Source organism: Pseudomonas sp. WHRI 8519 (genome assembly GCF_040224055.2).
Lineage (GTDB): Bacteria > Pseudomonadota > Gammaproteobacteria > Pseudomonadales > Pseudomonadaceae > Aquipseudomonas > Aquipseudomonas putida_X.
Map to the genome: position 1 here is coordinate 5496085 of NZ_CP167996.1, position 25330 is coordinate 5521414.

Genomic DNA, 25330 nt, shown 5'->3' on the forward strand with positions numbered 1-25330 from the left:
GTCATCGACCGCGCAGGAAAAGTTTGTCCAGGTCGTCCAGGCCCATTTGGGTCCAGGTCGGTCGGCCATGGTTGCACTGGCCGCTACGCTCGGTGTTTTCCATGTCACGCAGCAGGGCGTTCATCTCAGCAATCGCCAAGCGCCGGTTGGCACGCACGGCACCGTGGCAGGCCATGGTACCGAGCAGTTCGTTCAGGTGCGCCTGAATGCGGTCGCTGGTGCCGTACTCCATAAGGTCGGCAAGCACATCCTGCACCAGGCGGTTGGCCTCGGCCTGCTTGAGCAGCGCAGGAATCTGGCGGATCGCCAGTGTCTCGGGGCCCAGGCGCTGCAACTCGAAGCCCAGACGCTGGAACCACTGGGCATGCTCCTCGGCGCAATCGGCCTCGCGCTGGCTAAGCGCCAGCGACTCGGGCACCAGCAGCGGCTGCCCACTCAATCCCTCGCTGGCCATCGCCACCTTGAGCCGCTCGTACATGATCCGCTCGTGGGCTGCGTGCATGTCCACCAGGACCAGGCCGGCAGCGTTCTCGGCGAGGATGTAGATGCCTTTGAGCTGAGCCAGGGCATAGCCTAATGGCGGGATGTCGCCCTGGCTCTGCGGCAACGACGCAGGCGCAGCGGCGTCATCGTTCAGTGGCTTGTAGAACTCGCGGTAGACCGCCTGGGCCTCGGCAGCGGGCAACGGCTGCGATGGGCGGGGGCTGTACTGATACTGGTAACCGGCGCCACTGCCGCCGTTGGAAATCGAATGCTGGGGCACCTGGGGCTGCTCGAGCACAGGCGAGGCCAGGCGCATCTCGCCTTGCGGGCCGAACTCGCCCGCCTGTAGCCCCGACGGGCGGACGACCTCGGCAGCGGCGGCCGGCGCCGAGGCCAGATGGTCTTCCGGGCGCACGTCGGCCAAGGCACGGTGCAGCGTGCCATAGAGAAAGTCGTGAACCGAACGCCCCTCACGGAAACGCACTTCGTGCTTGGTTGGGTGCACGTTGACGTCGACGCCGTTGGGCTCAAGCTCAAGGAACAGCACGAACGTCGGGTGACGGCCATTGAACAGGACGTCACGGTAAGCCTGACGCACCGCATGGGCTACCAGCTTGTCGCGCACCGCACGGCCGTTGACGAAAAAATACTGGAGGTCTGCCTGGCTGCGGGAGAACGTCGGCAGGCCGACCCAGCCCCACAGGCGCAGGCCGTTACGCTCGACATCGATCGGCAGCGCCTGCTCCATGAAGCCCCCGCCACAAATGGCGCCGACCCGCCGCGCACGGGCCGTTTCATCATGCGCTTCATGCAGGCTGAGGATGCTCTTGCCGTTGTGCCGCAGGTGGAAGGCCACATCGAAGCGGGCCAGGGCCAGGCGCCGGATGACTTCCTGCAGGTGGTCGAATTCGGTCTTCTCGGCCTTGAGAAACTTGCGACGGGCCGGGGTATTGAAGAACAGGTCTCGTACTTCCACCGAGGTGCCGACAGGATGCGCAGCAGGCTGCACTCGCGGGGTCATGTCGCGACCTTCGGTCTCGACCTGCCAGGCTTCGCTCGCATTGGCGGTGCGCGAGGTGAGCGTCAGGCGCGCCACCGAGCTGATCGAGGCCAGAGCCTCACCACGGAAGCCCAGGCTCAGCACCCCTTCAAGGTCTTCCAGCTCGCGGATCTTGCTGGTGGCATGCCGGGCCAGGGCCAATGGCAGGTCGTCGGCGGAAATACCGCTGCCGTCGTCACGTACCCGCAACAGTTTGACGCCGCCCTGCTCCACCTCGACATCGATGCGTCGGGCGCCGGAATCGAGACTGTTCTCCAACAACTCCTTGGCCACAGAAGCCGGGCGCTCGACCACCTCACCCGCGGCAATCTGGTTGGCCAGCCGCGGGCTTAGCAGCTGGATGCGTGAACCGCCGCTCATTGCTGCGAAGCCAGGGTCGTTGAGGGAATATTGAGGTGCTGGCCGACCTTCAGCTCATCACTCTTGAGGCTATTGGTATTGCGCAGGCTAGCCACGCTGACCTGGTAGCGCACGGCGAGCATCGCCAGGGTCTCACCTGGGCGCACCGTGTGTTCACGCGGCCCTTGGGCGATCTTGCCGCTGTCGCGCATCCAGGCGATGTAAGTGCCAGGCGGCGGGTTCTGCTGGAAGTACTGGCGCACACCGGTGTGGATCGACCGGGCCAATGCCTGCTGATGGCTGCGCGTGGCCAGCTTGGCAGCTTCATTGTTGTTGGAGATGAACCCGGTTTCGACCAGGATCGATGGAATGTCAGGCGACTTCAGCACCATGAAGCCCGCTTGCTCCACACGCTGTTTGTGCAGCGAGGTGATGCGGCCCATGTTGCCCAGCACTTTTTGCCCGACGTTGAGGCTGGAACTGAGCGTTGCAGTCATCGACAAGTCGAGCAGCACGCCTGCGAGCATGCGGTCTTTGTCGTCCAGGCTAACGTTACCCGCGCCACCGATCAGGTCGGAGCGGTTTTCCGCGTCGGCCAGCCAGCGGGCGGTCTCTGACGTAGCGCCACGGTCGGACAGGGCGAATACCGAGGCGCCGAAGGCAGCCCGCGAAGGTGCGGCGTCGGCGTGGATCGAAATGAACAGGTCGGCGCCTTTTTTGCGGGCAATCTCGGTACGTTTGCGCAGCGGAATGAAGTAGTCACCAGTACGGGTCAGCTCGGCACGGTAGCCCTTCTCGGTATTTATCTGACGCTGCAGTTCCTTGGCGATCTGCAGCACGATGTCTTTCTCATGCTGGCCACGCGACCCCGAAGCCCCCGGGTCCTCACCGCCATGACCCGCGTCGATGGCGATTACGATGTCACGCTTGCCGCTGGGGACAGGTGGCAGTTTGATCGCGGGCTGGGCCGGGCTTACCGGTACCGCTGGCGTGGTCGCCGGGGTTTGCACAGGCGCAGGCGGTGCAGCAGGCGCCGAGGCGGCGATGGCATCGGCTTCCTGGTCGTACAGGTCGACGACCAGGCGGTTGCCATACTGGGCGTTGGGTGCCAGGGTGAAGCTTTTGGGCGTGACCGACTTTTTCAGGTCGACCACCACGCGCAGATCGTTAGGCGTACGCTGGGCGGAGCGCACGTTGCTGATGGGTGTATTGGAGGTGGACACGTTCAACGGCGCCGCCAGTGTCGCGCCATTGATATCGATGACCAGGCGATCGGGTGCGCTGAGGGTGAAGACGCTATGCTGCACGGGGCCAGACAGGTCGAAGACCAGCCGCGTGTTGTCCGGTGCGCGCCACAGGCGCATGCTCTTGACTTGAGTGACGGCCATAGCGTCGACGGTCACCGCTGTCAGCAGCAGCCCAACTACAGCGACCAGTGCGCGTATGCGCATACCTACCCCACTTACTGTTTATAGTGTTTGGCCAGCGCAGTGCACCAGGCCTCGCCGCGAGCCCCCTGCGGCGAAAGGATCAGCGAGCGTCCGCCCGCTTGGGGGCTTATGGTAATGGTCAGGTCAGGCTTTGGCAAAACGCCCGCACCCTTTTCTGGCCATTCGAACAGGCACAGCGGATCTCCCTCGAAGTAGTCGCGAATGCCCATGAACTCCAGCTCTTCCGGATCGGCCAGGCGATACAGGTCGAAATGGAAGGCCCGTACGTCACCAATCTCGTAGGGCTCGACCACGGTGAAGGTCGGGCTTTTCACTGCACCAGTATGGCCCAAGCCACGAATAAGGCCACGGGACAGCGTCGTCTTGCCCGCACCCAGGTTCCCCTCGAGAAAGATGATGCCGCGACCACCGGTCACCTCGGCCAGTGATGCGCCGAATGTGACGGTGGCCTGTTCATCGGCCAGAAACAGGGTTATGCCAGACACGCAGAATGCTCCTCCAACAACTCACGAATGACCGGCGCCAGATCACTGGCCGCCAGGCCTCTACCTTTCACACCCAAACGCTCGCCGGCACAGGCGTGCAGCCACACCCCAAGACCTGCGGCGCACCAGGCATCCAGCCCTTGAGCCAACAACGCCGCCAGCACACCGGTGAGCACGTCACCCAAGCCGGCCCCCGCCATCGCCGGATGCCCGCGCTGGCACAGCGCCAACTGCCCCGATGGGTCCGCCACCAGGGTACCGGCGCCCTTGAGCACGCAAACACTGGCATAGCGGCGCGCCAGCTTGCGCGCCGCGCCCGCCCGGTCGGCCTGCACCGCCTCGGTTGAAATGCCCAGCAGACGCGCAGCCTCCCCCGGGTGCGGGGTGAGGATACTGCCACTGGGTAATGCCAGGGGCGTGCGCGCCAGCAAGTTGAGTGCATCGGCGTCCCACACTTGCGGCCGCTCGGCATTGGCGACAGCCGACAGCAGGCTGCGCCCCCAGGCGGCCTGGCCCAGCCCCGGGCCGACCACCAGCACCGAAGCGCGCTCCAGCACGCCCATCAGCTGGTTGGCCGAGCTCACGCCCAGGCACATCGCTTCGGGTACACGGGCAAGGGCTGGCGCAACGTGCTCGGGCCGCGTTGCCACACTTACCAGCCCAGCGCCGCAGCGCAGTGAGGCTTCGGCGCTCAGCAGCACTGCGCCACCGGTACCGAGGTCGCCGCCCACCACCAGCACATGGCCGAAGTCACCTTTATGGGCGTGCGGATGCCTGGTGGGCAGACGCGTGACGGTCACGCTGCTGAGCAGGAGCGGGGCATGGCTTGGGTGTTTGGTCTGCGGCATGGGGTCAAAGGCTCCAATGTCTGGCAGAATTATACGCACCTGAGCCCGTATTGCCTTGCCCATCCATGTCCGCTTGCACACTTGACCTCGCCGCCCTGGCCCAATCGATCAAAAATTGGGGCCGAGAACTCGGTTTTGCCCACGTCGGCATCGCCGGTGTGGACCTTGGCGAGCACGAACAGCACCTGCAGCGCTGGCTCGACGCAGGTTACCAGGGCGAGATGGAATACCTGGCCGCCCACGATGGCAAACGCGCCCACCCCGACCAGCTGATCCCTGGCACCGTGCGGGTGGTTTCGCTGCGCATGGACTACCTGCCCGGCGATACACAGATGGCGCAACGTTTGGCCCAGCCGGAAAAGGCCTACGTCTCGCGCTATGCCCTTGGCCGCGATTACCACAAGCTGGTGCGCAAACGCGTGCAGCACCTGGCCGATCGCATCCAGGAAGACATCGGCCCGTTCGGCTACCGGGCATTTGTCGACAGTGCCCCGGTGCTGGAAAAGGCCATTGCCGAACAGGCGGGGCTGGGCTGGATCGGCAAGAACACCCTGCTGCTCAACCGCAAGGCCGGTAGCTACTTCTTCTTGGCCGAACTTTTCGTCGACCTGCCGCTGCCGGTAGACGAGGCGCATGCCAGCGAGCATTGCGGGCGCTGCCAGGCGTGCCTGGACATCTGCCCGACCAAGGCCTTTGTCGGGCCCTATGTGCTGGATGCCAGGCGCTGCATTTCCTACCTGACCATCGAATTGAAAGGCGCCATTCCCGTGGAGCTGCGCGCGATGATGGGCAATCGGGTGTTCGGTTGCGATGACTGCCAGATCGTCTGCCCGTGGAATCGTTTTGCACGACCCACCCAGGAAAACGACTTCCAGCCCAGGCATGGCCTGGAGAATGCCGAGCTGGCCGAGATGTTCATGTGGGATGAAAAGACATTTTTACGCAAGACCGAGGGCGGGCCGCTGCGGCGCGCCGGGTATGAGCGCTGGCTACGCAACCTGGCAGTGGGGCTGGGCAATGCGCCGTCGACGATTCCGGTACTGGAAGCCTTGAAGGCCCGCCGGGAAGACCCTTCGGAACTGGTGCGTGAACATGTGGAGTGGGCGCTGGCGCGGCATGGCATTAGGTAGCCGGGGGCGCGAAGCAGCCTCAGGCGTTCACTGCTGGTCGTTGTAGTGAAACTTGGGCATTTCCCAATGGAAGCGGATCGCCAATAGCCGCACCAGGAACCCACCAAACAAGGTCAGCAGCATGGCCTGCTCTGCCGGCACCTTGAAATACACACAGCCCAGGTAGAACCACGCTGCGGCAAACGATACGCTGGCATACAGCTCGCGCCGGAACACCAGCGGGATGTCGTTGCAGAAAATATCCCTGAGGATCCCGCCGAATACCCCTGTAATGACGCCACTGATCGACGCCACCAACATGCCCTGCCCCATCTCGAGCGCAGTCATGCAGCCAATCAGGGTGAAAGCCACCAAACCCAAGGCATCCAGCACCAGGAACAGTGACCGCAGGCGGCGCATCATCGGTGCGATGAAAATCGTCAGCAGCGCGGCGAAGCTGGTCAGCACCAGGTATTCCGGATGCTTCACCCAAGTCAGTGGATAGTGCCCGAGCAGCACATCACGCACCGAGCCACCACCCAGTGCAGTCACGCAGGCGATCAGCACCACGCCAAACCAGTCCATACCGCGCCGCCCGGCGGACAGAGCGCCAGTCATGGCTTCGGCAGTGATGGCGATAAGGTAGAGCATCAACAACATGGCGCGGGTCCGTGCGGGAAAGGCGCGCAGTCTAACCAGTTGCCCAAGGCACCAAAAGAGGGCGCACGCACATTCTATGCGCCCACTTCCAACTCACACCTTGATGAAGTGCGTGCGGTAGTGGCGCAGTTCGGCGATCGACTCGCGGATATCGTCCAGCGCCAGGTGGGTGCTGCCCTTCTTGAAGCTGTCCCGCACGTCCGGTGCCCAGCGCGCAGCCAGCTCCTTGACTGTGGAGACATCGAGGTTGCGATAGTGGAAGTAGTTTTCCAGGCTGCGCATATGGCGATAGAGGAAGCGGCGGTCCTGGCAGATGCTGTTGCCACAGATCGGCGACTTGCCTTTGGGAACCCATTGCTCCAGGAAGGCGATGGTCTGCGCTTCGGCCTCGGCCATGCTGACCTTGCTTTCGCGTACACGCTGGGTCAACCCCGAGCCGCCGTGGGTGCGGGTATTCCACTCATCCATGCGCGCCAGCACTTCGTCACTGTGGTGGATGGCGATCACCGGCCCTTCGGCCAGCGTGTTCAGCTCGCTGTCAGTGACGATGGTGGCCATCTCGATGATGACGTCGGTGTCCGGGTCCAGGCCGGTCATTTCCAGATCGATCCAGATCAGGTTCTGTGGGTTCTGCATGAAGGGCTCCTCGTATAGGCCGTCATAGTAGCCTAGCGGCATGGGCCAGCGCATTCCCGGCGCAAAGGTAACCAGAATGGTCCGCCGCCCGTCGTGCTAAACTGCATGCCGCTTTCAATGCCCCACCACGGCTCTCTCACGCAACTCGCACGGAACACTAATGGCCAAACGCCAGCTCAATCGCCGCCAGAACTGGCGTATCGAAAAGATCCAGAACGAACGCGCCGCTCGCGCTGCCAAACGCGAGCAGCATGCGCTGCAGGAGCTGGAAGGGGGTGACCTGGGGCCGGAGCAACTGGGCCTGGTGATCGCTCACTTTGGCGTACAGGTCGAGGTGGAGGCTCAGGACGGCGAGGCTGCAGGCCAGGTCGTGCGCTGCCACCTGCGCGCAAACCTGCCGGCGCTGGTCACCGGTGACCGCGTGGTCTGGCGTGCCGGCAACCAGGGCATTGGCGTAATCGTCGCGCAGATGCCGCGCAGCACCGAGCTGTGCCGGCCGAACAACCACGGTCAGCTCAAGCCGGTTGCCGCCAACGTCGACCTCATCGTCATCGTCTTCGCGCCAGCGCCCGAGCCGCATCCGAACCTGATCGACCGTTATCTGGTCGCCGCCGAGCACGCGGGCATCCGCCCACTGTTACTGCTGAACAAAGCCGACCTGATCAACGACGAGAACGGCCCCGCACTCCATGCCTTGCTCGAGGTGTACCGAGACCTGGGCTACCCGTTGCTGGAGGTCTCTGCCCACCACGGCGACGGCATGCAGCGCCTGCAGCAGATGCTGGACGGCCATATCAGCGTGTTCGTCGGCCAGTCGGGTGTGGGCAAGTCTTCTCTGGTCAACAGCCTGCTGCCTGCTGCCGACACCCGGGTCGGCGACCTGTCCGAATGGTCGGGCCAAGGCACCCACACCACCACCACTGCGCGCCTTTACCACTTTCCCAATGGCGGCGACCTGATCGACTCGCCAGGCATCCGAGAGTTCGGCCTTGGCCATGTCAGCCGTGATGATGTGGAAGACGGCTTCATCGAGTTCCGCGACCTGTTCGGCACCTGCCGCTTTCGCGACTGCAAGCATGATCGCGAGCCAGGCTGTGCCCTGCTCAGGGCACTCGAAGATGGCCGGATCAAGCAGCAGCGCATGAACAGCTACCGCTCGATCATTGCCAGCCTGCCGGATGACAACTACTGATTCGTAGGAAATATTACCCGCCCTCGTAGGGCTCTTCCGGTTTCGCCGTCATCTATTGCCCCGCCTGCTGCTTTCCCTGATGGTCATGACTTCCTATCAGGGAGGGCAACCGCGATGCCGGTTTTAATCACTTACCGCCACGAAGAGCGGCTTGACGCCTTTATCCTCAATGAACGCCTGCTGCTCGAAAGCATTCCGACGCAGCTGGTCCTGTTCGACTGCCAAGGGCAGACCCGCGAAGATCTGTATGGCAACTTCTGCCGATCCATGGGCGATGCAACCCACTGGATTGGCCTTTTGTCCGAATGGGCCGCCGCCGACTGGTGGACACCCTGGCTGCTGGGGGCTGCAGTCATGAGCAGCCGCCGTGTCAGCCTTTATCAAAGCAACGGCGGCGCGCTACCGGAGTGTTTTGGCAGATGGCCGGTAATGCGCGAGCGCAAGCACATCGACCTGTTTGTGCGGGCCTATCACGATGAGTGCACGTTCACCCGTGCCATGACGTTACCCCCGGGACGCGGAAGCTGTGCCGACCGGGACAATGCAGATTTCTTTCATGCGGATCTGAAGGCCAAGATCCGGCGGGGGTTCTGATGCATTGGGGCCGCTGGGCGGCCCCTCCGTCACGGGTCCTTGGGCTCGTCCATCTTCAAGGTCCCTTCCTCGAAGATGTTCAGCTTCTGGCGCAGTTCACGCGGTTGCATGGGTGCATCCTGCGCAGCAGGTGCCGCCGGCGCATCTGGCGCAGCGCCGGCAGGCGGCGCTGGCTGGCTAGGCTGTGCAGGCGCCGTACCCTGCTCGCCCTCAATGTTGCGCTGGGCCTTCTTGGTCAGGACGATGATGTCGATACGGCGGTTTACCGGGTTGAAAGGGTCTTTGCGATCGAACAGCGAAGACGACGCATAACCCACTACCCGCGCGACCTGGTCATCCGGATAGCCACCGGCAACCAGCGCCCGCCGTGCGGCATTGGCGCGATTGGCCGACAGCTCCCAGTTGCCGAACTCTCCGCTGCCAGAATAAGGCTTGGCATCGGTGTGGCCACTGACGCTGATCTTGTTCGGCACGGCCTTGATGGTGTCGGCCATGGCCAGCAGAATGTCCTCGAAATACGGCTGCAGTCGGGCACTGCCGATATCGAACATCGGCCGGTTCTCGGCATCCATGATCTGGATGCGCAAGCCGTCCTGAGTGATCTCGAAGAGAATCTGGTCCTTGAATTTCTGCAGCTGCGGATTTTCCTCGACCTTGTTCTGCAGCTCCTGCAACAGCAGTTCGAGGCGTTCTCGCTCAACTTGATCAGCCATGGTCTCGACCTGATCCTGGTCCAACTGGATGCTGGTATCGGGCGTAGGCTCGGATTTTTCTTCCGGGTTGATGGTCTTTTCCGGCGCAAGCTGGGGCGAACCGCCAAGATCGATCACATAGGGCGTTCCGCTCTCGGAGAAACCGATCGGGTCCTTGAAGTAACCGGCAATGGCGATCTTCTGCTCGGGCGTGGCGGTGGACAGCAGCCACAGCACCAGGAAGAACGCCATCATCGCCGTGGCGAAGTCAGCGAAAGCGATCTTCCAGGCGCCGCCATGGTGGCCACCACCGTAGCGCTTGACGCGCTTGATGATTATCGGCTGATTGTTTTCCATGACTCAGCGACCGCGAACTGCTTGTTCCAGCTCGGCAAAGCTCGGGCGATGCTTCGGATACAGCACCTTGCGCCCGAATTCAACGGCCAGCGAAGGTGGCATGCCAGAAGCAGACGCGACCAGCGAAGCCTTGATCGACTCATAGAGGTTGAGCTCTTCCTTGGCATCGTGCTCCAGGCACTTGGCCAGCGGCCCAAAGAAACCATAGGCTGCAAGGATACCGAAGAAGGTACCGACCAGCGCCGCGCCGACGTGCAGGCCGATCGAGGCCTGGTCGCCCTCGCCCAGAGACGCCATGGTCACCACGATGCCCAGTACCGCTGCGACGATACCGAAACCGGGCATGCCGTCGGCAATGCCGTTGACCGCATGCGACGGGTGCTCGAGCTCTTCCTTCATGCTCAGCAGCTCCATGTCGAACAAGCCTTCGAGTTCGTGGGGTGCCATGTTGCCGGTGGACATGATGCGCAGGTAGTCGCAGATGAAGGCGGTCATGCGTTCATCACCCAGCACCGCTGGGTATTTGGCAAAGATCGGGCTGGCTGCGGCGTCTTCGATGTCGCTCTCGATCGCCATCATGCCTTCGCGACGGCTCTTGTTGAGGATTTCGTACACCAGGCCCAGCACTTCCAGGTAGAAGGTGTGGGTGAAGCGCGTGCCGAACATCTTCAGCGACTTCTTGACTACATGCATGGTCATGTAACCAGGGTTGGCCTGCATGAAGGCGCCAAAGGCTGCACCGCCGATGATCAGCACTTCGAACGGCTGGATCAGTGCCGCGATCTTGCCGTGGGAGAGTACATATCCGCCGAGCACGCTCGCGAATACGACGATGATGCCGATAATTTTAGCCATAGGTTCAAAGCACTTGCTGTCGTGGTCAGGATGAGGGACGGGAGCTTTAAAACTCTTCTTCTACTTATCGGCAGAACTGCGCCAGACTATAGCCACTCAAAGCGAAAAGCCAGTTCGGACTGATGTCAAAATGCCAATGGAATCCAAGGTGCCCACTCAGAATCCGCGTACGCTAGAGGCCTGGGTAAAGCTGCTGGACGGTATTCGTCTACCGGTGCCGAAGCAGAGTTATGACCGGGTCATGAGCGCTATCAACGATAGCCGCCGTTCGCTTCGCGATATCGCCGAACTGATGCAGGACAGCCCGGCCCTGGTGCTGTCGGTGATGCGCGAGGCCAATCATCCCGCCAATGCCAGCCAGGCAGAGCCCGCCGAAAGCCTGGAAATCGCCCTGAACAGGCTGGGCCTGGCACGCAGCAGGGAATTGCTTACCCGCCTGCCGGCGCTGCCGGACGAGGACATCCCGCCGGTGCTGCGCCAGTTCCTGCTGATCAGCCAACATGCTTCGCAGCAGGCCAGCGGCCTGTTCGCCAGCCGCCTTGCACGGCTGTGGCAGGAAATTCACTGGGGTAGCCTGCTGTTCCTCTCGCCGCTATGGCCGTTGGCCTTGGCCTACCCCAAGCTGCTGGACGCGTGGGAACTGCGGGTTATCCACAAGGGCGAAGAGGCGCAAGAGGTCGAGCTCGAACTGTTTGGCGTGCGCATCCTGGCGCTATGCCAAGCCATGGCCGAACACTGGCGCCTGTCGCAATGGGTCACCCAGGGTTACCGCATGCTTCTTGAAGAGCGTGAGCAACTGGGGCAGATACTGAGCATCGCCCGCGACCAAGACCTGCTTAGCCAGCAGCACCGCCTGGATGAGGCGCCGGCACTGAGCCGCTGGTTCAACCAGCCGGCCAATACCGTGCTGCTGGCCAACAACCTGGCGCTGGCGGCACAGGTAGGCTGGGACAACCCGCACCTGCTGCGCTGGCAATTGCTTACCGCGCTGTACCTGCAGACCACACTGGAGGACGTGCAACAGCAAGTTCACCAACAGGCCGCCGCCAGTGCCCGCCGGCACGCCAGGCATGCCCTGTTCCACCCTGCCGAGGCCTTGATCTGGCCCTGGCACCAGCGTCGCCCGCACCCAGACATGCTGACACCGCCACCGCCTTCCAGCGAGGCGCTCGGCCATTGGCGCACGCTGTGCCAAGCGCTGTTGGCACAGCCCAGCCCCTTCACCAATGCCGTGCACCTGGCTACCCACGCCCGCGAAGCACTGTTGGCCTGCGGCATGCAGCGCATCATGCTGCTGACCCTGGACAAGGCCAGTGACTACCTGCGCGTACAGCAAACGGCCGGTTTGCCCAAGGAGGCGGCAACCATCGCCCTGCCCGTCACGCAGAGCAAGCTGTTGCAGAAACTGGTCGGCCAGGCCGCGCAACTGCGCCTGTCGCCAGACAACCATGCCCAGTTCGCGGCCCTGCTGCCCGCCCCATTGCGGGCGTTCTTCCGTGGCGAACACCTGTTGCTGCGCTCGCTGGCCGTGAACAATCAAGTGCTGATGCTGGCAGTGGCCGACCAAGGCGGTAAACCGATGGCAGATGTGAGTGTCCAGGCATTCGGTAAAACCGCGCAATGTATCGAGCGCGCCCTTGCGGCGTTTGCCAACCGCAATGCCTGACCCTTGCGCTACAATCGCCCCTCTTTCCACACTGGAGACCGTGGATGACTGATTTTGCCGGACTACCGCTGGTGATCGAGCCTGCGGACCTGCTTGCGCGCCTGGCGTCCCCCCAGCTGATCCTGGTCGACCTGAGTAGCGCCAACCGCTATGTCAGCGGTCATATCCCCGGCGCCCGCTTCGTCGAAGGCAAGCGCACCCAGCTGGGCCTGCCGCCCGCGCCGGGGCTTTTGCCGGCCATTGGCGAGCTGGAAAAACTGTTCAGCGAACTCGGCCACCGGGATGACGCGGTCTACGTGGTGTACGACGATGAGGGCGGCGGCTGGGCCGGGCGCTTCATCTGGCTGCTCGACGTCATCGGCCACAAGGCCTGCCATTACCTCAATGGCGGCATCCAGGCCTGGCCGGCGGACAAGCTCTCGACCGAGGTGCCGCCGCCCGCCTCCGTACCGGTACGCCTGCAGCTGCATGGCGAACCGACTGCCACCCGCGAATACCTGCAAAGCCGCCTGGGCGCCGATGACCTGGTGATCTGGGATGCCCGCGGCCCGCAAGAATTCTCCGGTGAAAAGGTCCTGGCAGCCAAAGGTGGCCATATACCCGGCGCGATCAACTTCGAGTGGACGGCAGGCATGGACCTCAACGACCACCTGCGCATCCGCAAGGACATCGCCCAAGTCCTCCAGCAACTGGGCATCACCCCTGACAAAGAAGTGATCACCCATTGCCAGTCCCACCGCCGCTCCGGCTTTACCTACCTGGTGGCCAAAGCCCTCGGCTACCCACGCGTCAAGGCCTATGCCGGCTCGTGGAGCGAATGGGGCAACCATCCGGACACGCCTGTAGAAGTTTAAGGAACCTGCATGAAATCCCGTCTGTTCATCATCAGCCAGTACCTGCTGCCGCACCATCTGCTGTCGCGGCTGGCCGGCTGCGTCGCCGAGTGCCGCGCACGCTGGTTCAAGAATGCCTTCACCGCCTGGTTCGCCAAGCGCTACCAGGTGAACATGAGCGAGGCACTGGTCGAAGACCTCACCGCCTACGAGCACTTCAATGCCTTCTTCACCCGGGCCCTCAAGCCGGGTGCACGTCCGCTGGACGAAACGCCGGGGGCCATTCTCTGCCCGGCCGATGGTGCTGTTAGCCAGCTGGGCCCGATCGAACACGGTCGCATCTTCCAGGCAAAGGGCCACAGCTTCAGCGCCCTGGAGCTGCTCGGCGGCGACCCGGCCCTGGCCGCCCCGTTCATGGGTGGCGAATTCGCAACCATCTACCTGTCGCCGAAGGACTACCACCGCGTGCACATGCCGCTGGCCGGTACCCTGCGCGAAATGGTCTATGTGCCAGGTCGCCTGTTCTCGGTGAACCAGACCACTGCAGAAAACGTCCCTGAGTTGTTTGCCCGCAATGAGCGTGTGGTGTGCCTGTTCGACACCGAGCGCGGGCCGATGGCCGTGGTGCTGGTGGGAGCGATGATCGTTGCCTCGATCGAAACCGTGTGGGCCGGCCTGGTCACCCCGCCTAAGCGCGAACTTAAAACCTTCCGTTATGACGAAGGCAGCCGTGCGCCGATCCATCTGGAGAAGGGTGCGGAACTGGGCCGCTTCAAGCTGGGCTCCACGGCTATCGTGCTGTTCGGGCCGGAGCAGGTGAAGTGGGCTGAAACCCTGGGTGCCGGTTCGGCAACGCGCATGGGTGAGCTGTTGGCGGTTCCCGCGCAGGCTTGATTCTGCCCAAAACCAAAAGGCCCTGCATGGCTGTAGCCATGCAGGGCCTTTTTGTCAGCGAGGTTTGTGTCAGCCCCGCGCGTCGCGGTCGCGCAGCCCCAGCAGGTAGAGCACGCCGTCCAACCCAAGGGTCGAGATGGCCTGTTTGGCCGATTGACGTACCAGCGGCTTGGCGCGGAAGGCGACGCCCAGACCGGCCAGCGACAGCATCGGCAGGTCGTTGGCACCGTCGCCTACGGCAATGGTCTGCTCCAGTTGCAGGCCCTCTTCGCTCGCCAACTGCTGCAGCAGCTCTGCCTTGCGCTGGGCATCGACGATGGGCTCGACCGCCACGCCGGTCACCTTGCCATCAACCACTTCCAGTTCGTTGGCGAACACATAATCGATGCCCAGGCGCGCCTGCACCTGCTTGGCAAAGTAGGTGAATCCACCCGAGAGGATCGCAGTCTTGTAGCCCATGCGCTTGAGCTCGGCGAACAGGTTCTCGGCACCTTCGGTGAGGCGCAGTGAAGCACCGATCTGGTCCAGCACACCAACGTCCAGGCCCTTGAGCAGCGCCATGCGCTCCTTGAAGCTGGCACGAAAGTCCAGTTCGCCGCGCATTGCCCGCTCGGTGATCGCCGCCACCTGCTCGCCGACGCCGGCAGCCTTGGCCAGTTCATCGATGACTTCGGCTTCGATCAGGGTCGAATCCATGTCGAACACCGCCAGGCGGCGGTTGCGACGGAACAGGTCGTCCTTCTGGAAGGCGATATCGATGTTCAACGCTTCGGACAAGGCAAAGAAGTCGGCACGCAGGGCCTGGGCATCGCTTGGCTCTCCGCGCACGGAAATTTCCAGGGCAGCTTTGCCATGCTCACTCTGCACGCCCAGCGCAACACGCGCAGACAACCGCTCGATACGCTCGATGGTCAGGCCGTACTGGCTGATGACTGCACTGACACGCTGCAGTTGCTGTGGGGTGATCTTGCGGCTGAGAACGGTAGCGATATAGCGGGCTTCGCCCTGGCCATCGGCCCAGTGCTGGTAATCAGACTCGGAAATCGGCGTGTAGCGGGCCTGCAGGTTCAGCTCATGGGCCTTGGACTGCACGCTCTGCAACAGGCTGGTGGCCACTTCGTTGTCCGGAATATCGACCAGAATGCCGAACGACAGGGTGCCATGCATGACAGCCAGGCCGATGTCGAGAATGTTCACACCGCCCTGGAGAAGGACGCCGGTGATGGCGGCAGTGAGACCCGGACGGTCCTCACCGGTGATGTTGATCAGAACGATTTCGCGCACAACCTGGCTCCGACTTCGATGAAAAATGCGCATTCTACCGATTTTCCGTGACCATCGGGCGCCAACGATACTTTGCCGACAAAACTCGGGTCGCTATACTGCGCAGCACTTTCATGCCATTAAGAGCCGCGCTCTGTGAACCGGCCCACGCCCGTCAAACCAGACAACTTCTTCCTCATGATCTTCCGTGCCCTGCGCCAACGTCGCGTTCCCCTGGCACTGCGCATCGCCAGCACCAACATTTTCTTGGTTGCGCTGGCGCTGGTGATCTATGCCTGCGTGATGGGTCTGCAGTTCAAGCAGGCCATGCACGAGCAGGCGGACGCCCTTGGCCAGAGCCTGACCACCCAGACAGCCACATCGGCGACCGAGCTGCTGGTGTCCAACGACATCCTCAGCCTCAACGTGCTGTTGGGCAACCTGGTGAAGAACCCGCTGGTGGCCCACGCGGCGATATACAGCGTGGACAACCGCATCCTGGCAGAAGCCGGGCAGCGCCCACGCAACAGCCTGCTGGGTGAGGCCGAAGGCCTGTACCAGACCAAGATCACCTTCCAGGACGTGACGGCCGGGCAACTGCGCATCAGCCTGGACATGAGCCAGTTCCAGCAGCCGATGCTGATCAGCCTGCAGAGCATGGGCATCCTGGCCGCGATCCTGCTGGCCCTGGCACTGAGCCTGAGCCTGCGCCAAGGCCGCCACATCACCCTGCCGCTGCTGCAACTGCGCGTATGGCTGCGTGACCCGCACCCCTACACCCCGGCGATCGATCGTCAGGATGAGATCGGCGATATCGCCCGTCAGCTGCATGCGCGCCTGGCCCCGCCGCCGCCTCCAGAGCCTGAACCGGAGGAATATGAAGATGAAGACGACTTCGACGATCTGCACGATGCCCCTGCGCCGGTCAAAGCTGCGCCACGGGCCAAGGCTGCTGCTCAGGTAGACGACGAAGACGACGATGAAGCCTTTGCCGGCCTGCTGGACCACGAAGAAAGCGCGCCGAAGGCCGCAGCAGTCGAGTCCGACGAGCCGCAGAGCACTGCGGTGCTGGCCGTTCAGCTAGGATCGCAGGAGCAACTGCGCCGGCTGCCGCGCACCCGCCTGACTGAGTTGCTGGAGCGCTACCGCGACTGCCTGGAGCAGGCCGCATCGCTGTACGATGGCGAAACCCACACGCTCAACGACGGCAGCACGCTGGTGCTGTTCCACAGCCGCGACTGCGGCGAGGATTACCTGACCAATGCAATCTGCTGCGGCGAGCTGCTGCGCGCACTCGGCCACGCCCTGCAGATCGAGGTCGCCGACAGCGGCATCACCCTGCAACTGCAACTGGGCCTGGCCTTGGGCGATGACTTGCAGGGGCTGGAGCAGGTCGACCTGCTGATGACCGAAAAAGCCCAGGACGCCCTGGCGCTCTCCCAGCACAGCCGCAACCTACTGCTGGTGGAGCGGCAGATCAGTGACGACTCGCTGATTCGCCAGCGTGCGCGCATCCGGCCAATTGCCAGCCCTGAAGGGGCCTGCTGTGTCGAACGCTTGATGGAGCCCTACCCCTCAATGCTGGAGCGGCAGTTGGCGCGGATGCACGAACGCAGGGCGTGATACCGAGTGCCCTGATCTCACACCCATGAAAAAGCCCGCACATGTGCGGGCTTTTGTGTATCCGGGGTAAGCATCAGAACCGATAGACTTCCATATCGGTCCGAATAGGCGAAGCCATAGGGATCTTTGACTTCTCCGGTGCTTTCTTGACCTGAACCGGCGCTGCAGGTTTTTTGCGCGACTCTTCAGCGATCGCTGGCTGGTTGGCCAAAGGTTTGACTGCAGCGCTCAACTGTTCTGCCAGCTTCTGCAACAACTGCCCCTGGGCCTGTACCTGCGAAGACTCGCTGCCTTCGTGCGGCTGCTCGAGGTGCACGATCCGGTTGTCACGCACATTCCCGCGACGGTCCAGCAAACGCCATTGGGCGTCGAGGATAGCCGGCTGGTTCTTGCCCGAGTCCAGACGAGTGATCGACAGCAATACCTGTACGTCAGGCGAGAAGCCACTGCTGGCCGGTGCCAGGACCACCCGCTGGCTGTCCAGGCGCCAGGCTAGCTGACGCACCAACAGTTGGTCGATGTCTGCCGACAGGCTACCGGCCCAACGACCGTCCGTCGCCGAACTCAGGCTGCCATCCGGCTGGCGCTGCAAAAAGGTTTCACGCTGCAGGTAATCGGCGACCGACACCGGGCCGAGCACCACGGCCATGCCCGCACTCTGCGAAGGCTGGCCAGGGTCACCGCTGTCGAGCTGATACAGGGCAACCGGCTGATGCATGCTGCATCCGCTCAGCCCCAGCAGGCCCGTCATCAACAGCGCAAATGGAAGGCGCAGAAATTTCATTCATCCCATCCAGGCGGTCGCCACAAGCTAACCGCATTGATACTCATATAGATTCAATCGGGCACACGGCCACGCCGGCACCACAGGGGCACTATCATCCGCGAAATGTCGGCCCGACTCCAGCATTTCTGCCTGGAACGGCGCTGAAATTGCCGCCCCAGACATTTCTGCGGGTTACGCCGGACTTTCCACCTGCAAACCGTCAACGCGCTGGAACCCGCGTGGCAGCTTGCTACCCCGCCGCCCGCGCTCGCCCTTGTAATGCTCGAGGTCGTCCGGCTTCAAAGACAGGGTACGCTTGCCAGCTTGCAATACAAGGGTGGCGCCCTCGGGGATCACCGCCAGATCTGTAACATATTCTTCACGGCTGGCGACCCGATCACCGGGCACACCGATAATCTTGTTGCCCTTGCCTTTGCCCAGTTGCGGCAGGTCGGCGACCTTGAATACCAGCAAGCGACCTTCGGTGGTCACGGCCGCCAACCAGTCCTGTTCACGGTTTGCCACAGGACGCGGGCCGATGACCTTGGCCCCGTTAGGCAGGCTGAGCAACCCTTTGCCGGCCTTGTTCTTGGCCTGCAGATCCTCACCTTTGACCACAAAGCCGTAACCGGCATCCGATGCCACCACGTACAGCGCATCATCGTCCGGCAGCAGCACGCATTCGAAGGTAGCCCCCGGCGGCGGCGTCAGGCGACCGGTCAGCGGCTCACCCTGGCCACGCGCCGATGGCAAGGTATGCGCAGCCACCGAGTAGCTGCGCCCGGTGGAATCGATGAGCACGGCAAACTGGTTGGAGCGCCCCGCTGCTGCAGCCTTGAAGCCATCGCCCGCTTTGTACGAGAGGCCGGTTGCATCGATGTCGTGGCCTTTGGCGCAACGCACCCAGCCTTTTTCCGACAGCACGACGGTGACAGGCTCCGTCGGCATCAGCTCGTTTTCCGACAGTGCCTTGGCTTCGGCGCGCGCGACGATGGGCGACCGGCGGTCGTCGCCGTAAGTCTCCGCATCCTTGATCAGTTCGCTGCGTACCAGCTTGCGTAGCTTGGCATCGCTGCCGAGCAGGGCCAGCAGCTTGGCCTGCTCCTTGAGCAATTCGTCCTGCTCACCGCGGATTTTCATCTCCTCCAGACGCGCCAGCTGGCGCAGGCGGGTCTCAAGGATGTAGTCGGCCTGGATTTCGGTGAGGTCGAAACGAGCGATCAATGCCTGCTTGGGATGCTCCTCGGTACGGATGATGTGGATGACTTCATCGAGATTGAGGAATGCAGTGAGCAAGCCTTCCAACAGGTGCAGGCGCCGCTCGACCTTCTCCAGGCGGTGCTGCAGGCGACGACGAACGGTACCGATACGGTACTGCAGCCACTCCAGAAGCAAGGCACGCAGGTTCTTGAGCTGTGGCCGCCCGTCCAGGCCGATGATGTTGACGTTGACCCGATAGCTGCTTTCCAGCTCGGTAGTGGCGAACAGGTGCTGCATCAGTTCGTCGGCATCCACGCGGTTGGAGCGTGGGATGATCACGATACGGCAGGGGTTTTCATGGTCCGATTCGTCACGCAGGTCAGCAACCATGGGCAGCTTCTTCGCCTGCATCTGCGCGGCGATCTGCTCCAGCACCTTGGCCCCGGAGACCTGGTGCGGCAACGCAGTGACGACAATGTCGCCGTCCTCGACCCGGTATACGGCGCGCATGCGGATCGAACCGCGGCCGCTTTCGTAGATCTTGAGGATCTCGGCACGCGGCGTGATGATTTCAGCTTCGGTCGGGTAGTCCGGCCCCTGGATGTGTTCACACAGCTGCTCGAGGGTGGCCTTGGGCTCGTCGAGCAGGCGCACACAGGCACTGGCCACTTCGCGCAGGTTGTGTGGCGGCACGTCGGTGGCCATGCCGACGGCAATGCCGGTGGTGCCGTTGAGCAGGATGTTCGGTAACCGTGCCGGCAGTACCGCAGGCTCCTGCAGGGTACCGTCGAAGTTGGGCACCCAGTCCACGGTGCCCTGGCCCAGTTCGCTGAGCAGCACCTCGGAATAACGCGACAGGCGCGCTTCGGTGTAACGCATCGCCGCGAACGACTTCGGATCGTCCGGCGCCCCCCAGTTACCCTGGCCATCGACCAGCGTGTAGCGGTAGCTGAACGGCTGCGCCATCAGCACCATGGCTTCGTAGCAGGCCGAATCGCCGTGGGGGTGGAATTTACCGAGCACGTCGCCGACGGTACGCGCCGACTTCTTGTGCTTGGCATCGGCATCGAGCCCCAACTCGCTCATGGCATAGACGATACGTCGTTGCACAGGCTTGAGGCCGTCGCCAATGTGCGGCAAGGCCCGGTCCATGATCACGTACATGGAATAGTTGAGGTAGGCCTGTTCGGTGAAGTCAGCCAGCGAACGGCGTTCGACGCCGTCGAGGCTGAGTTCCAGTGAGTCGCTCATGCGGGCCTCGTCATTTCAGGTTCTGGCGCAGCAGCATGGTGCCGCCGCGCTGGGTAAATTCAAGTTGTTTCAGAGCGCTCATGCCGAGCAGCACCGTTTGCCCATCCAGCCCCGGCACCACCAGGGCGCGCACGCCCTGCAGGCGGATATCGCCAAGTTGCAGGCTGTCCAGTCGCGTGCGGTAACCTTCGGTGCGGCCGTTGGCGGTGCTGAGGATGACCGGGCTGCCACGTTGCAGGCTCAGGTCACGGGCCAGCGCTTCGGGGATCGCCACGTCGGTGGCGCCGGTATCGAGCATGAAATGCACAGCTTTGCCGTTGATCGCGCCATCTGCCACGAAATGGCCCTGGCCATTGCCCAGCAGACGCACCTCGATGAAGCCTTCGCCGTGCTCGGACTGCACCTGGGTATTGGGGTTACGCTCGCGCGCCTCCCACTCACCGAAAAACCGCGTCGCGAGGAACATCGCCGCCGCCCAGGCGACGATCATCAGTACCCTGCCCGCACGCTTGCCCGGTGGCTGGCTCATGGTGTGGCGCTCCACCCGCCCTGCGGTGCGGCGAAGCGCCAGACGACCGGGCGGTTTTCACCATCGGCGCGATCAGCGTTGTTGTTGTCCAGACCGATCCAGGCGCCCTTGGCATCGATCACCAACGCTTCGGCCAGGCCGAACGGCTGATCGTAGCGGCGCTCGGGCACCAGAGCATCGGCGGCGAATGACCAGCAGCGCTCGACCTCGCCGTTGTCGGCATGGCGCCGGCACACGCGGTATGCATTACGTTCGAGGGTGAACAGCTTGCCCTCGAACCAGGCCAGGTCAGCAAAATCACGCGAAAGCGCACGGGCCTCAGGCATTTGTGGCGGTTGCATCTCGACCCCGGCTTCACTGAGCAGTACGCAACTGCGTCCGCACGTCCATACCGACTGCTGCCGTTCTATCTTGACCAAGCCCCGGCGCTCACGCTCGGCCGCAAGCCACAGGCGATCACCGGCCGGGTTGATCGCCAGGCCTTCGAACAGGGCATTGAAGTTCAGCAGCATGCCACTGGCCCGTGCCTGGCGAATCATCGCTGGGTCAACCCTGAGCCAGGCAGGTGCGCCTACGACCGGCAATTGCAGCACGGCCACATGCGCTTCGCTGACCAGGTAGATGTTACCAGCCTGATCGCAAGTGATGCCTTCGTAATCAAACTGCCCGCCACGAATGAACGACACCGCCCAGTTGCGCGACTTCAGCCCCCAAGGCAAACCGCTGTCCGGCACCGGGGGTGGGGAGAACGTCAAAGGCTGGGCGCGCCAGACCTGATTGTGCGGGTCGAAGCGGTAGATACGGTCATCATCGCGATCCGAAACGCCCCACAACGCACCCCGACAAAAAGCCAGCCCGGAGAGATTGCCGCCGCGCATGCCGTCGATCGGATGCTCGGATGTCAGCTTCAGCTCCGGCCAGTCGCCAGCCAGGCTTTGCAGCGCGACCAGCGTAAGGAAAACCGCGACAAACGAACGAATCAAACCAGAACCTCGGCCAGATTGCCTTTGGTCTCCAGCCAGTTCTTGCGATCGCCCGCACGTTTCTTGGCCAACAGCATATCCATGATTTCGGTCGTGCCCTGCAAGTCATCCAGGGTCAGCTGGACCAGGCGCCGGGTGTTAGGGTCCATGGTTGTTTCGCGCAACTGCGGCGGGTTCATTTCGCCCAGCCCTTTGAATCGGGTGACCTGCGGCTTGCCACGCTTTTTCTCGGCCACCAGGCGGTCGAGAATGCCGTCGCGCTCAGCCTCATCGAGGGCGTAGTAGATTTCCTTGCCCAGGTCGATACGGTACAGCGGCGGCATGGCAACGTAGACGTGGCCTGCTTCGACCAACGGACGGAAGTGCTGAACGAACAGCGCGCACAGCAGGGTAGCGATGTGCAGGCCGTCGGAGTCGGCGTCGGCAAGGATGCAGATCTTGCCATAGCGCAGCTGCGACAGGTCGGCAGCGCCCGGGTCGACACCGATGGCCACGGCAATGTTGTGCACTTCCTGGCTGGCCAGCACCTCACCACCGTCCACTTCCCAGGTGTTGAGGATCTTGCCGCGCAGCGGCAGGATCGCCTGGAACTCCTTGTCACGCGCCTGTTTGGCAGAACCACCGGCCGAATCACCCTCGACCAGGAACAGCTCGGCCCGCATTGGGTCCTGGCCTGCGCAATCGGCCAGCTTGCCCGGCAGCGCAGGGCCCTGAGTGACGCGCTTGCGCTCGACTTTCTTGCTGGCCTTGAGGCGGCGGCCGGCGTTGCTGATGGCCAGTTCCGCCAGTTGCATGCCCAGCTCGGGGTGTGCATTGAGCCACAGGCTGAAGGCGTCCTTGACCACGCCCGAGACGAATGCTGCAGCCTCGCGCGACGACAGACGCTCTTTGGTCTGCCCGGAGAACTGTGGCTCTTGCATCTTCATCGAGAGCACGAACGTGATGCGTTCCCAAACGTCTTCTGGCGCCAGCTTGACCCCGCGCGGCAACAGGTTGCGGAACTCGCAGAACTCGCGCATGGCATCGAGCAGGCCCTGCCGCAAGCCGTTCACGTGGGTACCGCCCTGGGCGGTGGGGATCAGGTTGACGTAGCTTTCCTGAACACTGTCACCGCCTTCGGGCAGCCACAGCAAGGCCCAGTCCACGGCTTCCTTGTTGCCAGCCAGGCTGCCGCAAAAGGGCTCGTCCGGCAGGCGCTGGAACTCACTGACCGAGTCGACCAGGTAGGAACGCAGGCCATCCTCGTAGTGCCATTCGACCTTCTCGCCGCTGGCCTTGTCCTCGAAGCTTACCAACAGCCCTGGGCACAGTACGGCCTTGGCCTTGAGCACGTGCTTGAGGCGGCTGATGGAAAACTTGGGTGAATCGAAGTACTTCGGGTCGGGGCTGAAGTACACACTGGTGCCGGTATTGCGCTTGCCGACAGTACCGACCACTTCCAGCTCACTGGCTTTGAAGCCATCGGCAAAGGTCATCTGGTATTCGTTGCCGTCCCGCTTGACGCGCACGCGCACCTGGGTCGACAAGGCATTGACCACCGAGATGCCGACGCCGTGCAGGCCCCCGGAGAATTGGTAGTTCTTGTTGGAGAACTTGCCGCCGGCATGCAGCTTGGTGAGGATCAACTCGACCCCCGATACGCCCTCTTCGGGGTGGATATCCACCGGCATGCCGCGGCCGTCATCGCTGACTTCCAGCGAGTGGTCGGCATGAAGGATGACCTGCACCGAACGGGCGTGGCCAGCCAGGGCTTCGTCGACACTGTTGTCGATGACTTCCTGGGCCAGGTGGTTGGGCCGGCTGGTATCGGTGTACATGCCCGGCCGTTTACGGACCGGGTCAAGGCCCGAGAGGACTTCAATGGCGTCTGCGTTATAGGCGCTAGCGCTGGGGTTGGCCATGGGTTCTCGTCGTCAGTCTGGTGAATGCGAAAAAATCAAAATACAGAAAAATCGAGCGCCGCATACTGCCCCCGGGCAATTCCGGCGAAGGCCAGCAGGGCTGGTATCTGCTCGGCAAAGCCCTGGTAGCCGTGGTCACCACCGGCCTGGATACGCAACGCGCATGCCCGGTAATAATGCTGGGCGTGGCGATAGTCCAGGGTTTCATCGGCGGTCTGCAACCACACTTGATAGCGGCTGGCGTCCGCGGGGGCCGGCACTTCCAGTTCAGCCAGGGCCTGGACATGATCGTGGGTCAGCTCCCAGGTTTCGCCGCTGTAGTGGTTGCGCTGGGTGCCCAGGTAGCCGTCGAACAGCTTGTGCGGGGTAACCGCGGGGTTGATCAGCAGGGCTTTGAGGCCCAGGCGCTCGGCCAGATGGGTGGCATAGTAGCCTCCGAGCGAACTGCCGACCAGCAGGGGCGCGCCCAGTTCGGCGATGGCCGCTTCGAGCTGTGCGATGGCCTGGCGCGGGTGATGGTGCAAGGCGGGTACGCGCAGCTGGCCGGACAGGCCTAGCTGCTGCATCACAGCGTCGAGCTGACGCGCCTTGGTGGAGAGCGGTGAGCTGTTCAAGCCATGGATATAGAGGATGGAACCCGACATGCTGCCCCCGGAATCTTTGGCTTCGCGCCCCATGGTGGAGGCGCAGGGATGCGCAGTGTAGCGTGTTCGCCGTGTTTTGGCGCAGCGGCGGGTTTTTCGCAACAATTTTTGCGATGCTGCTGCCCTGGTTTCAATAGCCCGGGCTATCGAAATCGAGCTTCACCTCGAAGTCCGTGGCCCGCTGCACCCCGGTCTCCAGCTGCCCGTCGGTATGCAGGCGCAACCAGCGGTAACCTGGCTGCTCCTCACTCACCTTGAAGTCTTCGCTACCCGCGGCGAACTGTATGCAGGTCGATGGCGTGGCCAGCAGGCGCAGCCCGTCACGCAGCTCATCCCACTCCTGATGGATATGCCCCCAAAGCAGCGCCCTCACCTGTGGATAACCCTCAAGCCGGCGCAGCAATTGATCCGCATTGCGTAACCCGATCGGTGCGATCCAGGCGCAGCCGATATCCACCGGCTGATGATGGCAGCAGACCAGGCAATGGCGCCCACCGGCCGACACCAGCGCATCATCGAGCAGCGCCAGCTGTGCCGGCTCAAGCAGCCCATGGGTCGCGCCCTGCACCGCAGAATTGAGCATGATGACACGCCAGGCGCCGATATCGGTCACTGCCTGCACCAGCTCCGGCGCCACCTCGGCCATGACCCTGGCTTCATCATGATTACCCGGCAACCAGCGCGCCGGCACGCCGATCTCGCCCGTAAGATCACGAAACGCCTGATACGAGGCAACACTGCCATCCTGCGAAAGGTCACCCGTGCACAACAGCAGATCGATACACGGCTGTTCACGACGCACTTGGGCGATCACATGACGCAGGCTGTCGCGCGTGCGCAGCCCCAGCAGCGTGCCCGCAGGGTCAGCGAACAGGTGAGCGTCAGTCAATTGCACCACGCATACGGGTGCCTGAGAGGGGTCTGGGTGCGGCACCGGCCGTCTCCTCGGGGGAATTCAGCACGAATTATGGCGGGGGATCGGTTACGAGAAAACAGTCGAAACCGACCTGGGTCAC

At 63.0% G+C, this 25330-nt stretch carries 23 protein-coding genes; 7 read left to right on the forward strand and 16 right to left on the reverse strand.

Going from position 1 to position 25330, the window contains the following annotated elements:
* Position 1: 1 nt before the first annotated feature.
* Genes mutL through ABRP30_RS25170 form a run of 4 tightly spaced genes read right to left on the reverse strand, consistent with a single transcriptional unit; the run spans position 2 to position 4666 of the window.
* Positions 2 to 1903 (reverse strand): DNA mismatch repair endonuclease MutL, encoded by a 1902-nt coding sequence (mutL, locus tag ABRP30_RS25155; protein WP_267819109.1) that lies wholly within the window; start codon positions 1901 to 1903, stop codon positions 2 to 4.
* The gene (locus tag ABRP30_RS25160; protein WP_267819111.1) at positions 1900 to 3333 is read right to left on the reverse strand and encodes an N-acetylmuramoyl-L-alanine amidase; all 1434 of its coding nucleotides are present in this window, start codon (positions 3331 to 3333) and stop codon (positions 1900 to 1902) included. Before ABRP30_RS25160 ends, mutL begins: the two co-directional genes overlap by 4 nt.
* 11 nt (positions 3334 to 3344) lie before the next feature.
* Entirely contained in the window at positions 3345 to 3818 is a 474-nt protein-coding gene (gene tsaE / locus ABRP30_RS25165) for a tRNA (adenosine(37)-N6)-threonylcarbamoyltransferase complex ATPase subunit type 1 TsaE (RefSeq protein ID WP_267819113.1), read from the reverse strand.
* A complete protein-coding gene (locus ABRP30_RS25170; protein ID WP_267819115.1) occupies positions 3806 to 4666 on the reverse strand; it encodes an NAD(P)H-hydrate dehydratase in 861 nt (286 codons plus the stop codon). The genes tsaE and ABRP30_RS25170 overlap by 13 nt, the downstream gene beginning before the upstream one ends.
* Positions 4667 to 4731: 65 nt before the next feature.
* Between ABRP30_RS25170 and queG the strand changes: the two genes are divergently transcribed.
* Positions 4732 to 5796 carry a tRNA epoxyqueuosine(34) reductase QueG gene (queG, locus tag ABRP30_RS25175; protein WP_349976285.1) on the forward strand — a complete coding sequence of 355 codons (1065 nt, stop codon included), beginning with the start codon at positions 4732 to 4734 and terminating at the stop codon, positions 5794 to 5796.
* A gap of 27 nt (positions 5797 to 5823) precedes the next feature.
* Here the strand turns inward: queG and ABRP30_RS25180 are convergent, their stop codons facing one another.
* Both ABRP30_RS25180 and orn read right to left on the reverse strand, forming a co-directional pair.
* Positions 5824 to 6435, reverse strand: coding sequence for a trimeric intracellular cation channel family protein (locus ABRP30_RS25180; RefSeq protein WP_003249516.1), 612 nt, complete (start codon positions 6433 to 6435; stop codon positions 5824 to 5826).
* Positions 6436 to 6528: 93 nt separating this feature from the next.
* Positions 6529 to 7071 carry an oligoribonuclease gene (gene orn / locus ABRP30_RS25185; RefSeq protein ID WP_241806253.1) on the reverse strand — a complete coding sequence of 181 codons (543 nt, stop codon included), beginning with the start codon at positions 7069 to 7071 and terminating at the stop codon, positions 6529 to 6531.
* 160 nt (positions 7072 to 7231) lie between these two features.
* Here orn and rsgA point away from each other — a divergent pair, with 160 nt between their 5' ends.
* Both rsgA and ABRP30_RS25195 read left to right on the forward strand, forming a co-directional pair.
* Positions 7232 to 8263 carry a small ribosomal subunit biogenesis GTPase RsgA gene (rsgA, locus tag ABRP30_RS25190; RefSeq protein WP_241806254.1) on the forward strand — a complete coding sequence of 344 codons (1032 nt, stop codon included), beginning with the start codon at positions 7232 to 7234 and terminating at the stop codon, positions 8261 to 8263.
* 114 nt (positions 8264 to 8377) lie between these two features.
* Positions 8378 to 8857, forward strand: a complete 480-nt coding sequence (locus tag ABRP30_RS25195) for a molecular chaperone Tir (RefSeq protein ID WP_267819118.1) — start codon at positions 8378 to 8380, stop codon at positions 8855 to 8857.
* A gap of 29 nt (positions 8858 to 8886) precedes the next feature.
* Here ABRP30_RS25195 and motB read toward each other — a convergent pair whose 3' ends face one another.
* Entirely contained in the window at positions 8887 to 9906 is a 1020-nt protein-coding gene (gene motB, locus ABRP30_RS25200; RefSeq protein WP_267819120.1) for a flagellar motor protein MotB, read from the reverse strand.
* Positions 9907 to 9909: 3 nt separating this feature from the next.
* Positions 9910 to 10761 carry a flagellar motor stator protein MotA gene (gene motA, locus ABRP30_RS25205; protein ID WP_267819122.1) on the reverse strand — a complete coding sequence of 284 codons (852 nt, stop codon included), beginning with the start codon at positions 10759 to 10761 and terminating at the stop codon, positions 9910 to 9912.
* A 130-nt stretch (positions 10762 to 10891) separates the two neighbouring features.
* On the opposite strand from motA, the gene ABRP30_RS25210 reads away from it, so the two are divergent.
* From ABRP30_RS25210 to asd, 3 genes are read left to right on the forward strand one after another with little or no spacing between them, the layout of a single operon-like run.
* The gene (locus ABRP30_RS25210; RefSeq protein WP_349976286.1) at positions 10892 to 12427 is read left to right on the forward strand and encodes an HDOD domain-containing protein; all 1536 of its coding nucleotides are present in this window, start codon (positions 10892 to 10894) and stop codon (positions 12425 to 12427) included.
* A gap of 44 nt (positions 12428 to 12471) precedes the next feature.
* Positions 12472 to 13281, forward strand: coding sequence for a rhodanese-like domain-containing protein (locus ABRP30_RS25215; RefSeq protein WP_267819126.1), 810 nt, complete (start codon positions 12472 to 12474; stop codon positions 13279 to 13281).
* Positions 13282 to 13290: 9 nt separating this feature from the next.
* On the forward strand, positions 13291 to 14154 hold the full coding sequence (gene asd, locus ABRP30_RS25220; protein ID WP_267819128.1) for an archaetidylserine decarboxylase: 864 nt from the start codon (positions 13291 to 13293) through the stop codon (positions 14152 to 14154).
* Positions 14155 to 14223: 69 nt separating this feature from the next.
* On the opposite strand, the gene serB is transcribed toward asd, so the two are convergent.
* Positions 14224 to 15438 (reverse strand): phosphoserine phosphatase SerB, encoded by a 1215-nt coding sequence (gene serB / locus ABRP30_RS25225; RefSeq protein ID WP_241806261.1) that lies wholly within the window; start codon positions 15436 to 15438, stop codon positions 14224 to 14226.
* Between the two features lie 135 nt (positions 15439 to 15573).
* Between serB and ABRP30_RS25230 the strand changes: the two genes are divergently transcribed.
* On the forward strand, positions 15574 to 17040 hold the full coding sequence (locus tag ABRP30_RS25230; protein ID WP_267819130.1) for an AhpA/YtjB family protein: 1467 nt from the start codon (positions 15574 to 15576) through the stop codon (positions 17038 to 17040).
* 73 nt (positions 17041 to 17113) lie between these two features.
* Here the strand turns inward: ABRP30_RS25230 and ABRP30_RS25235 are convergent, their stop codons facing one another.
* The 7 genes from ABRP30_RS25235 to cpdA all read right to left on the reverse strand — a co-directional run bounded on the left by ABRP30_RS25235 (position 17114) and on the right by cpdA (position 25248).
* Positions 17114 to 17824: a membrane integrity-associated transporter subunit PqiC gene (locus ABRP30_RS25235; protein ID WP_241806263.1), complete on the reverse strand. Its 711-nt coding sequence runs from the start codon at positions 17822 to 17824 to the stop codon at positions 17114 to 17116.
* A gap of 174 nt (positions 17825 to 17998) precedes the next feature.
* The gene (parC, locus tag ABRP30_RS25240) at positions 17999 to 20257 is read right to left on the reverse strand and encodes a DNA topoisomerase IV subunit A (protein WP_267819132.1); all 2259 of its coding nucleotides are present in this window, start codon (positions 20255 to 20257) and stop codon (positions 17999 to 18001) included.
* Between the two features lie 10 nt (positions 20258 to 20267).
* Positions 20268 to 20786 carry a TIGR02281 family clan AA aspartic protease gene (locus ABRP30_RS25245; RefSeq protein ID WP_046788114.1) on the reverse strand — a complete coding sequence of 173 codons (519 nt, stop codon included), beginning with the start codon at positions 20784 to 20786 and terminating at the stop codon, positions 20268 to 20270.
* Positions 20783 to 21769 (reverse strand): esterase-like activity of phytase family protein, encoded by a 987-nt coding sequence (locus tag ABRP30_RS25250; RefSeq protein ID WP_241806265.1) that lies wholly within the window; start codon positions 21767 to 21769, stop codon positions 20783 to 20785. Before ABRP30_RS25250 ends, ABRP30_RS25245 begins: the two co-directional genes overlap by 4 nt.
* Entirely contained in the window at positions 21766 to 23670 is a 1905-nt protein-coding gene (gene parE / locus ABRP30_RS25255) for a DNA topoisomerase IV subunit B (RefSeq protein WP_012316499.1), read from the reverse strand. Before parE ends, ABRP30_RS25250 begins: the two co-directional genes overlap by 4 nt.
* A 35-nt stretch (positions 23671 to 23705) precedes the next feature.
* The gene (locus tag ABRP30_RS25260; RefSeq protein WP_349976287.1) at positions 23706 to 24314 is read right to left on the reverse strand and encodes a YqiA/YcfP family alpha/beta fold hydrolase; all 609 of its coding nucleotides are present in this window, start codon (positions 24312 to 24314) and stop codon (positions 23706 to 23708) included.
* A 130-nt stretch (positions 24315 to 24444) separates the two neighbouring features.
* The gene (gene cpdA, locus ABRP30_RS25265; RefSeq protein WP_349976288.1) at positions 24445 to 25248 is read right to left on the reverse strand and encodes a 3',5'-cyclic-AMP phosphodiesterase; all 804 of its coding nucleotides are present in this window, start codon (positions 25246 to 25248) and stop codon (positions 24445 to 24447) included.
* Positions 25249 to 25330 lie beyond the last annotated feature (82 nt).

Bases quoted from the DNA above. Each gene is read 5' to 3' on its own strand.
- mutL (WP_267819109.1), bottom strand. From the start codon at position 1,903: ATGAGCGGCGGTTCACGCATCCAGCTGCTAAGCCCGCGGCTGGCCAAC.
- ABRP30_RS25160 (WP_267819111.1), bottom strand. From the start codon at position 3,333: ATGCGCATACGCGCACTGGTCGCTGTAGTTGGGCTGCTGCTGACAGCG.
- ABRP30_RS25170 (WP_267819115.1), bottom strand. From the start codon at position 4,666: ATGCCGCAGACCAAACACCCAAGCCATGCCCCGCTCCTGCTCAGCAGC.
- queG (WP_349976285.1), top strand. From the start codon at position 4,732: ATGTCCGCTTGCACACTTGACCTCGCCGCCCTGGCCCAATCGATCAAA.
- ABRP30_RS25180 (WP_003249516.1), bottom strand. From the start codon at position 6,435: ATGTTGTTGATGCTCTACCTTATCGCCATCACTGCCGAAGCCATGACT.
- orn (WP_241806253.1), bottom strand. From the start codon at position 7,071: ATGCAGAACCCACAGAACCTGATCTGGATCGATCTGGAAATGACCGGC.
- rsgA (WP_241806254.1), top strand. From the start codon at position 7,232: ATGGCCAAACGCCAGCTCAATCGCCGCCAGAACTGGCGTATCGAAAAG.
- ABRP30_RS25195 (WP_267819118.1), top strand. From the start codon at position 8,378: ATGCCGGTTTTAATCACTTACCGCCACGAAGAGCGGCTTGACGCCTTT.
- motB (WP_267819120.1), bottom strand. From the start codon at position 9,906: ATGGAAAACAATCAGCCGATAATCATCAAGCGCGTCAAGCGCTACGGT.
- motA (WP_267819122.1), bottom strand. From the start codon at position 10,761: ATGGCTAAAATTATCGGCATCATCGTCGTATTCGCGAGCGTGCTCGGC.
- ABRP30_RS25210 (WP_349976286.1), top strand. From the start codon at position 10,892: ATGCCAATGGAATCCAAGGTGCCCACTCAGAATCCGCGTACGCTAGAG.
- ABRP30_RS25215 (WP_267819126.1), top strand. From the start codon at position 12,472: ATGACTGATTTTGCCGGACTACCGCTGGTGATCGAGCCTGCGGACCTG.
- asd (WP_267819128.1), top strand. From the start codon at position 13,291: ATGAAATCCCGTCTGTTCATCATCAGCCAGTACCTGCTGCCGCACCAT.
- ABRP30_RS25235 (WP_241806263.1), bottom strand. From the start codon at position 17,824: ATGAAATTTCTGCGCCTTCCATTTGCGCTGTTGATGACGGGCCTGCTG.
- parC (WP_267819132.1), bottom strand. From the start codon at position 20,257: ATGAGCGACTCACTGGAACTCAGCCTCGACGGCGTCGAACGCCGTTCG.
- ABRP30_RS25245 (WP_046788114.1), bottom strand. From the start codon at position 20,786: ATGAGCCAGCCACCGGGCAAGCGTGCGGGCAGGGTACTGATGATCGTC.
- parE (WP_012316499.1), bottom strand. From the start codon at position 23,670: ATGGCCAACCCCAGCGCTAGCGCCTATAACGCAGACGCCATTGAAGTC.
- ABRP30_RS25260 (WP_349976287.1), bottom strand. From the start codon at position 24,314: ATGTCGGGTTCCATCCTCTATATCCATGGCTTGAACAGCTCACCGCTC.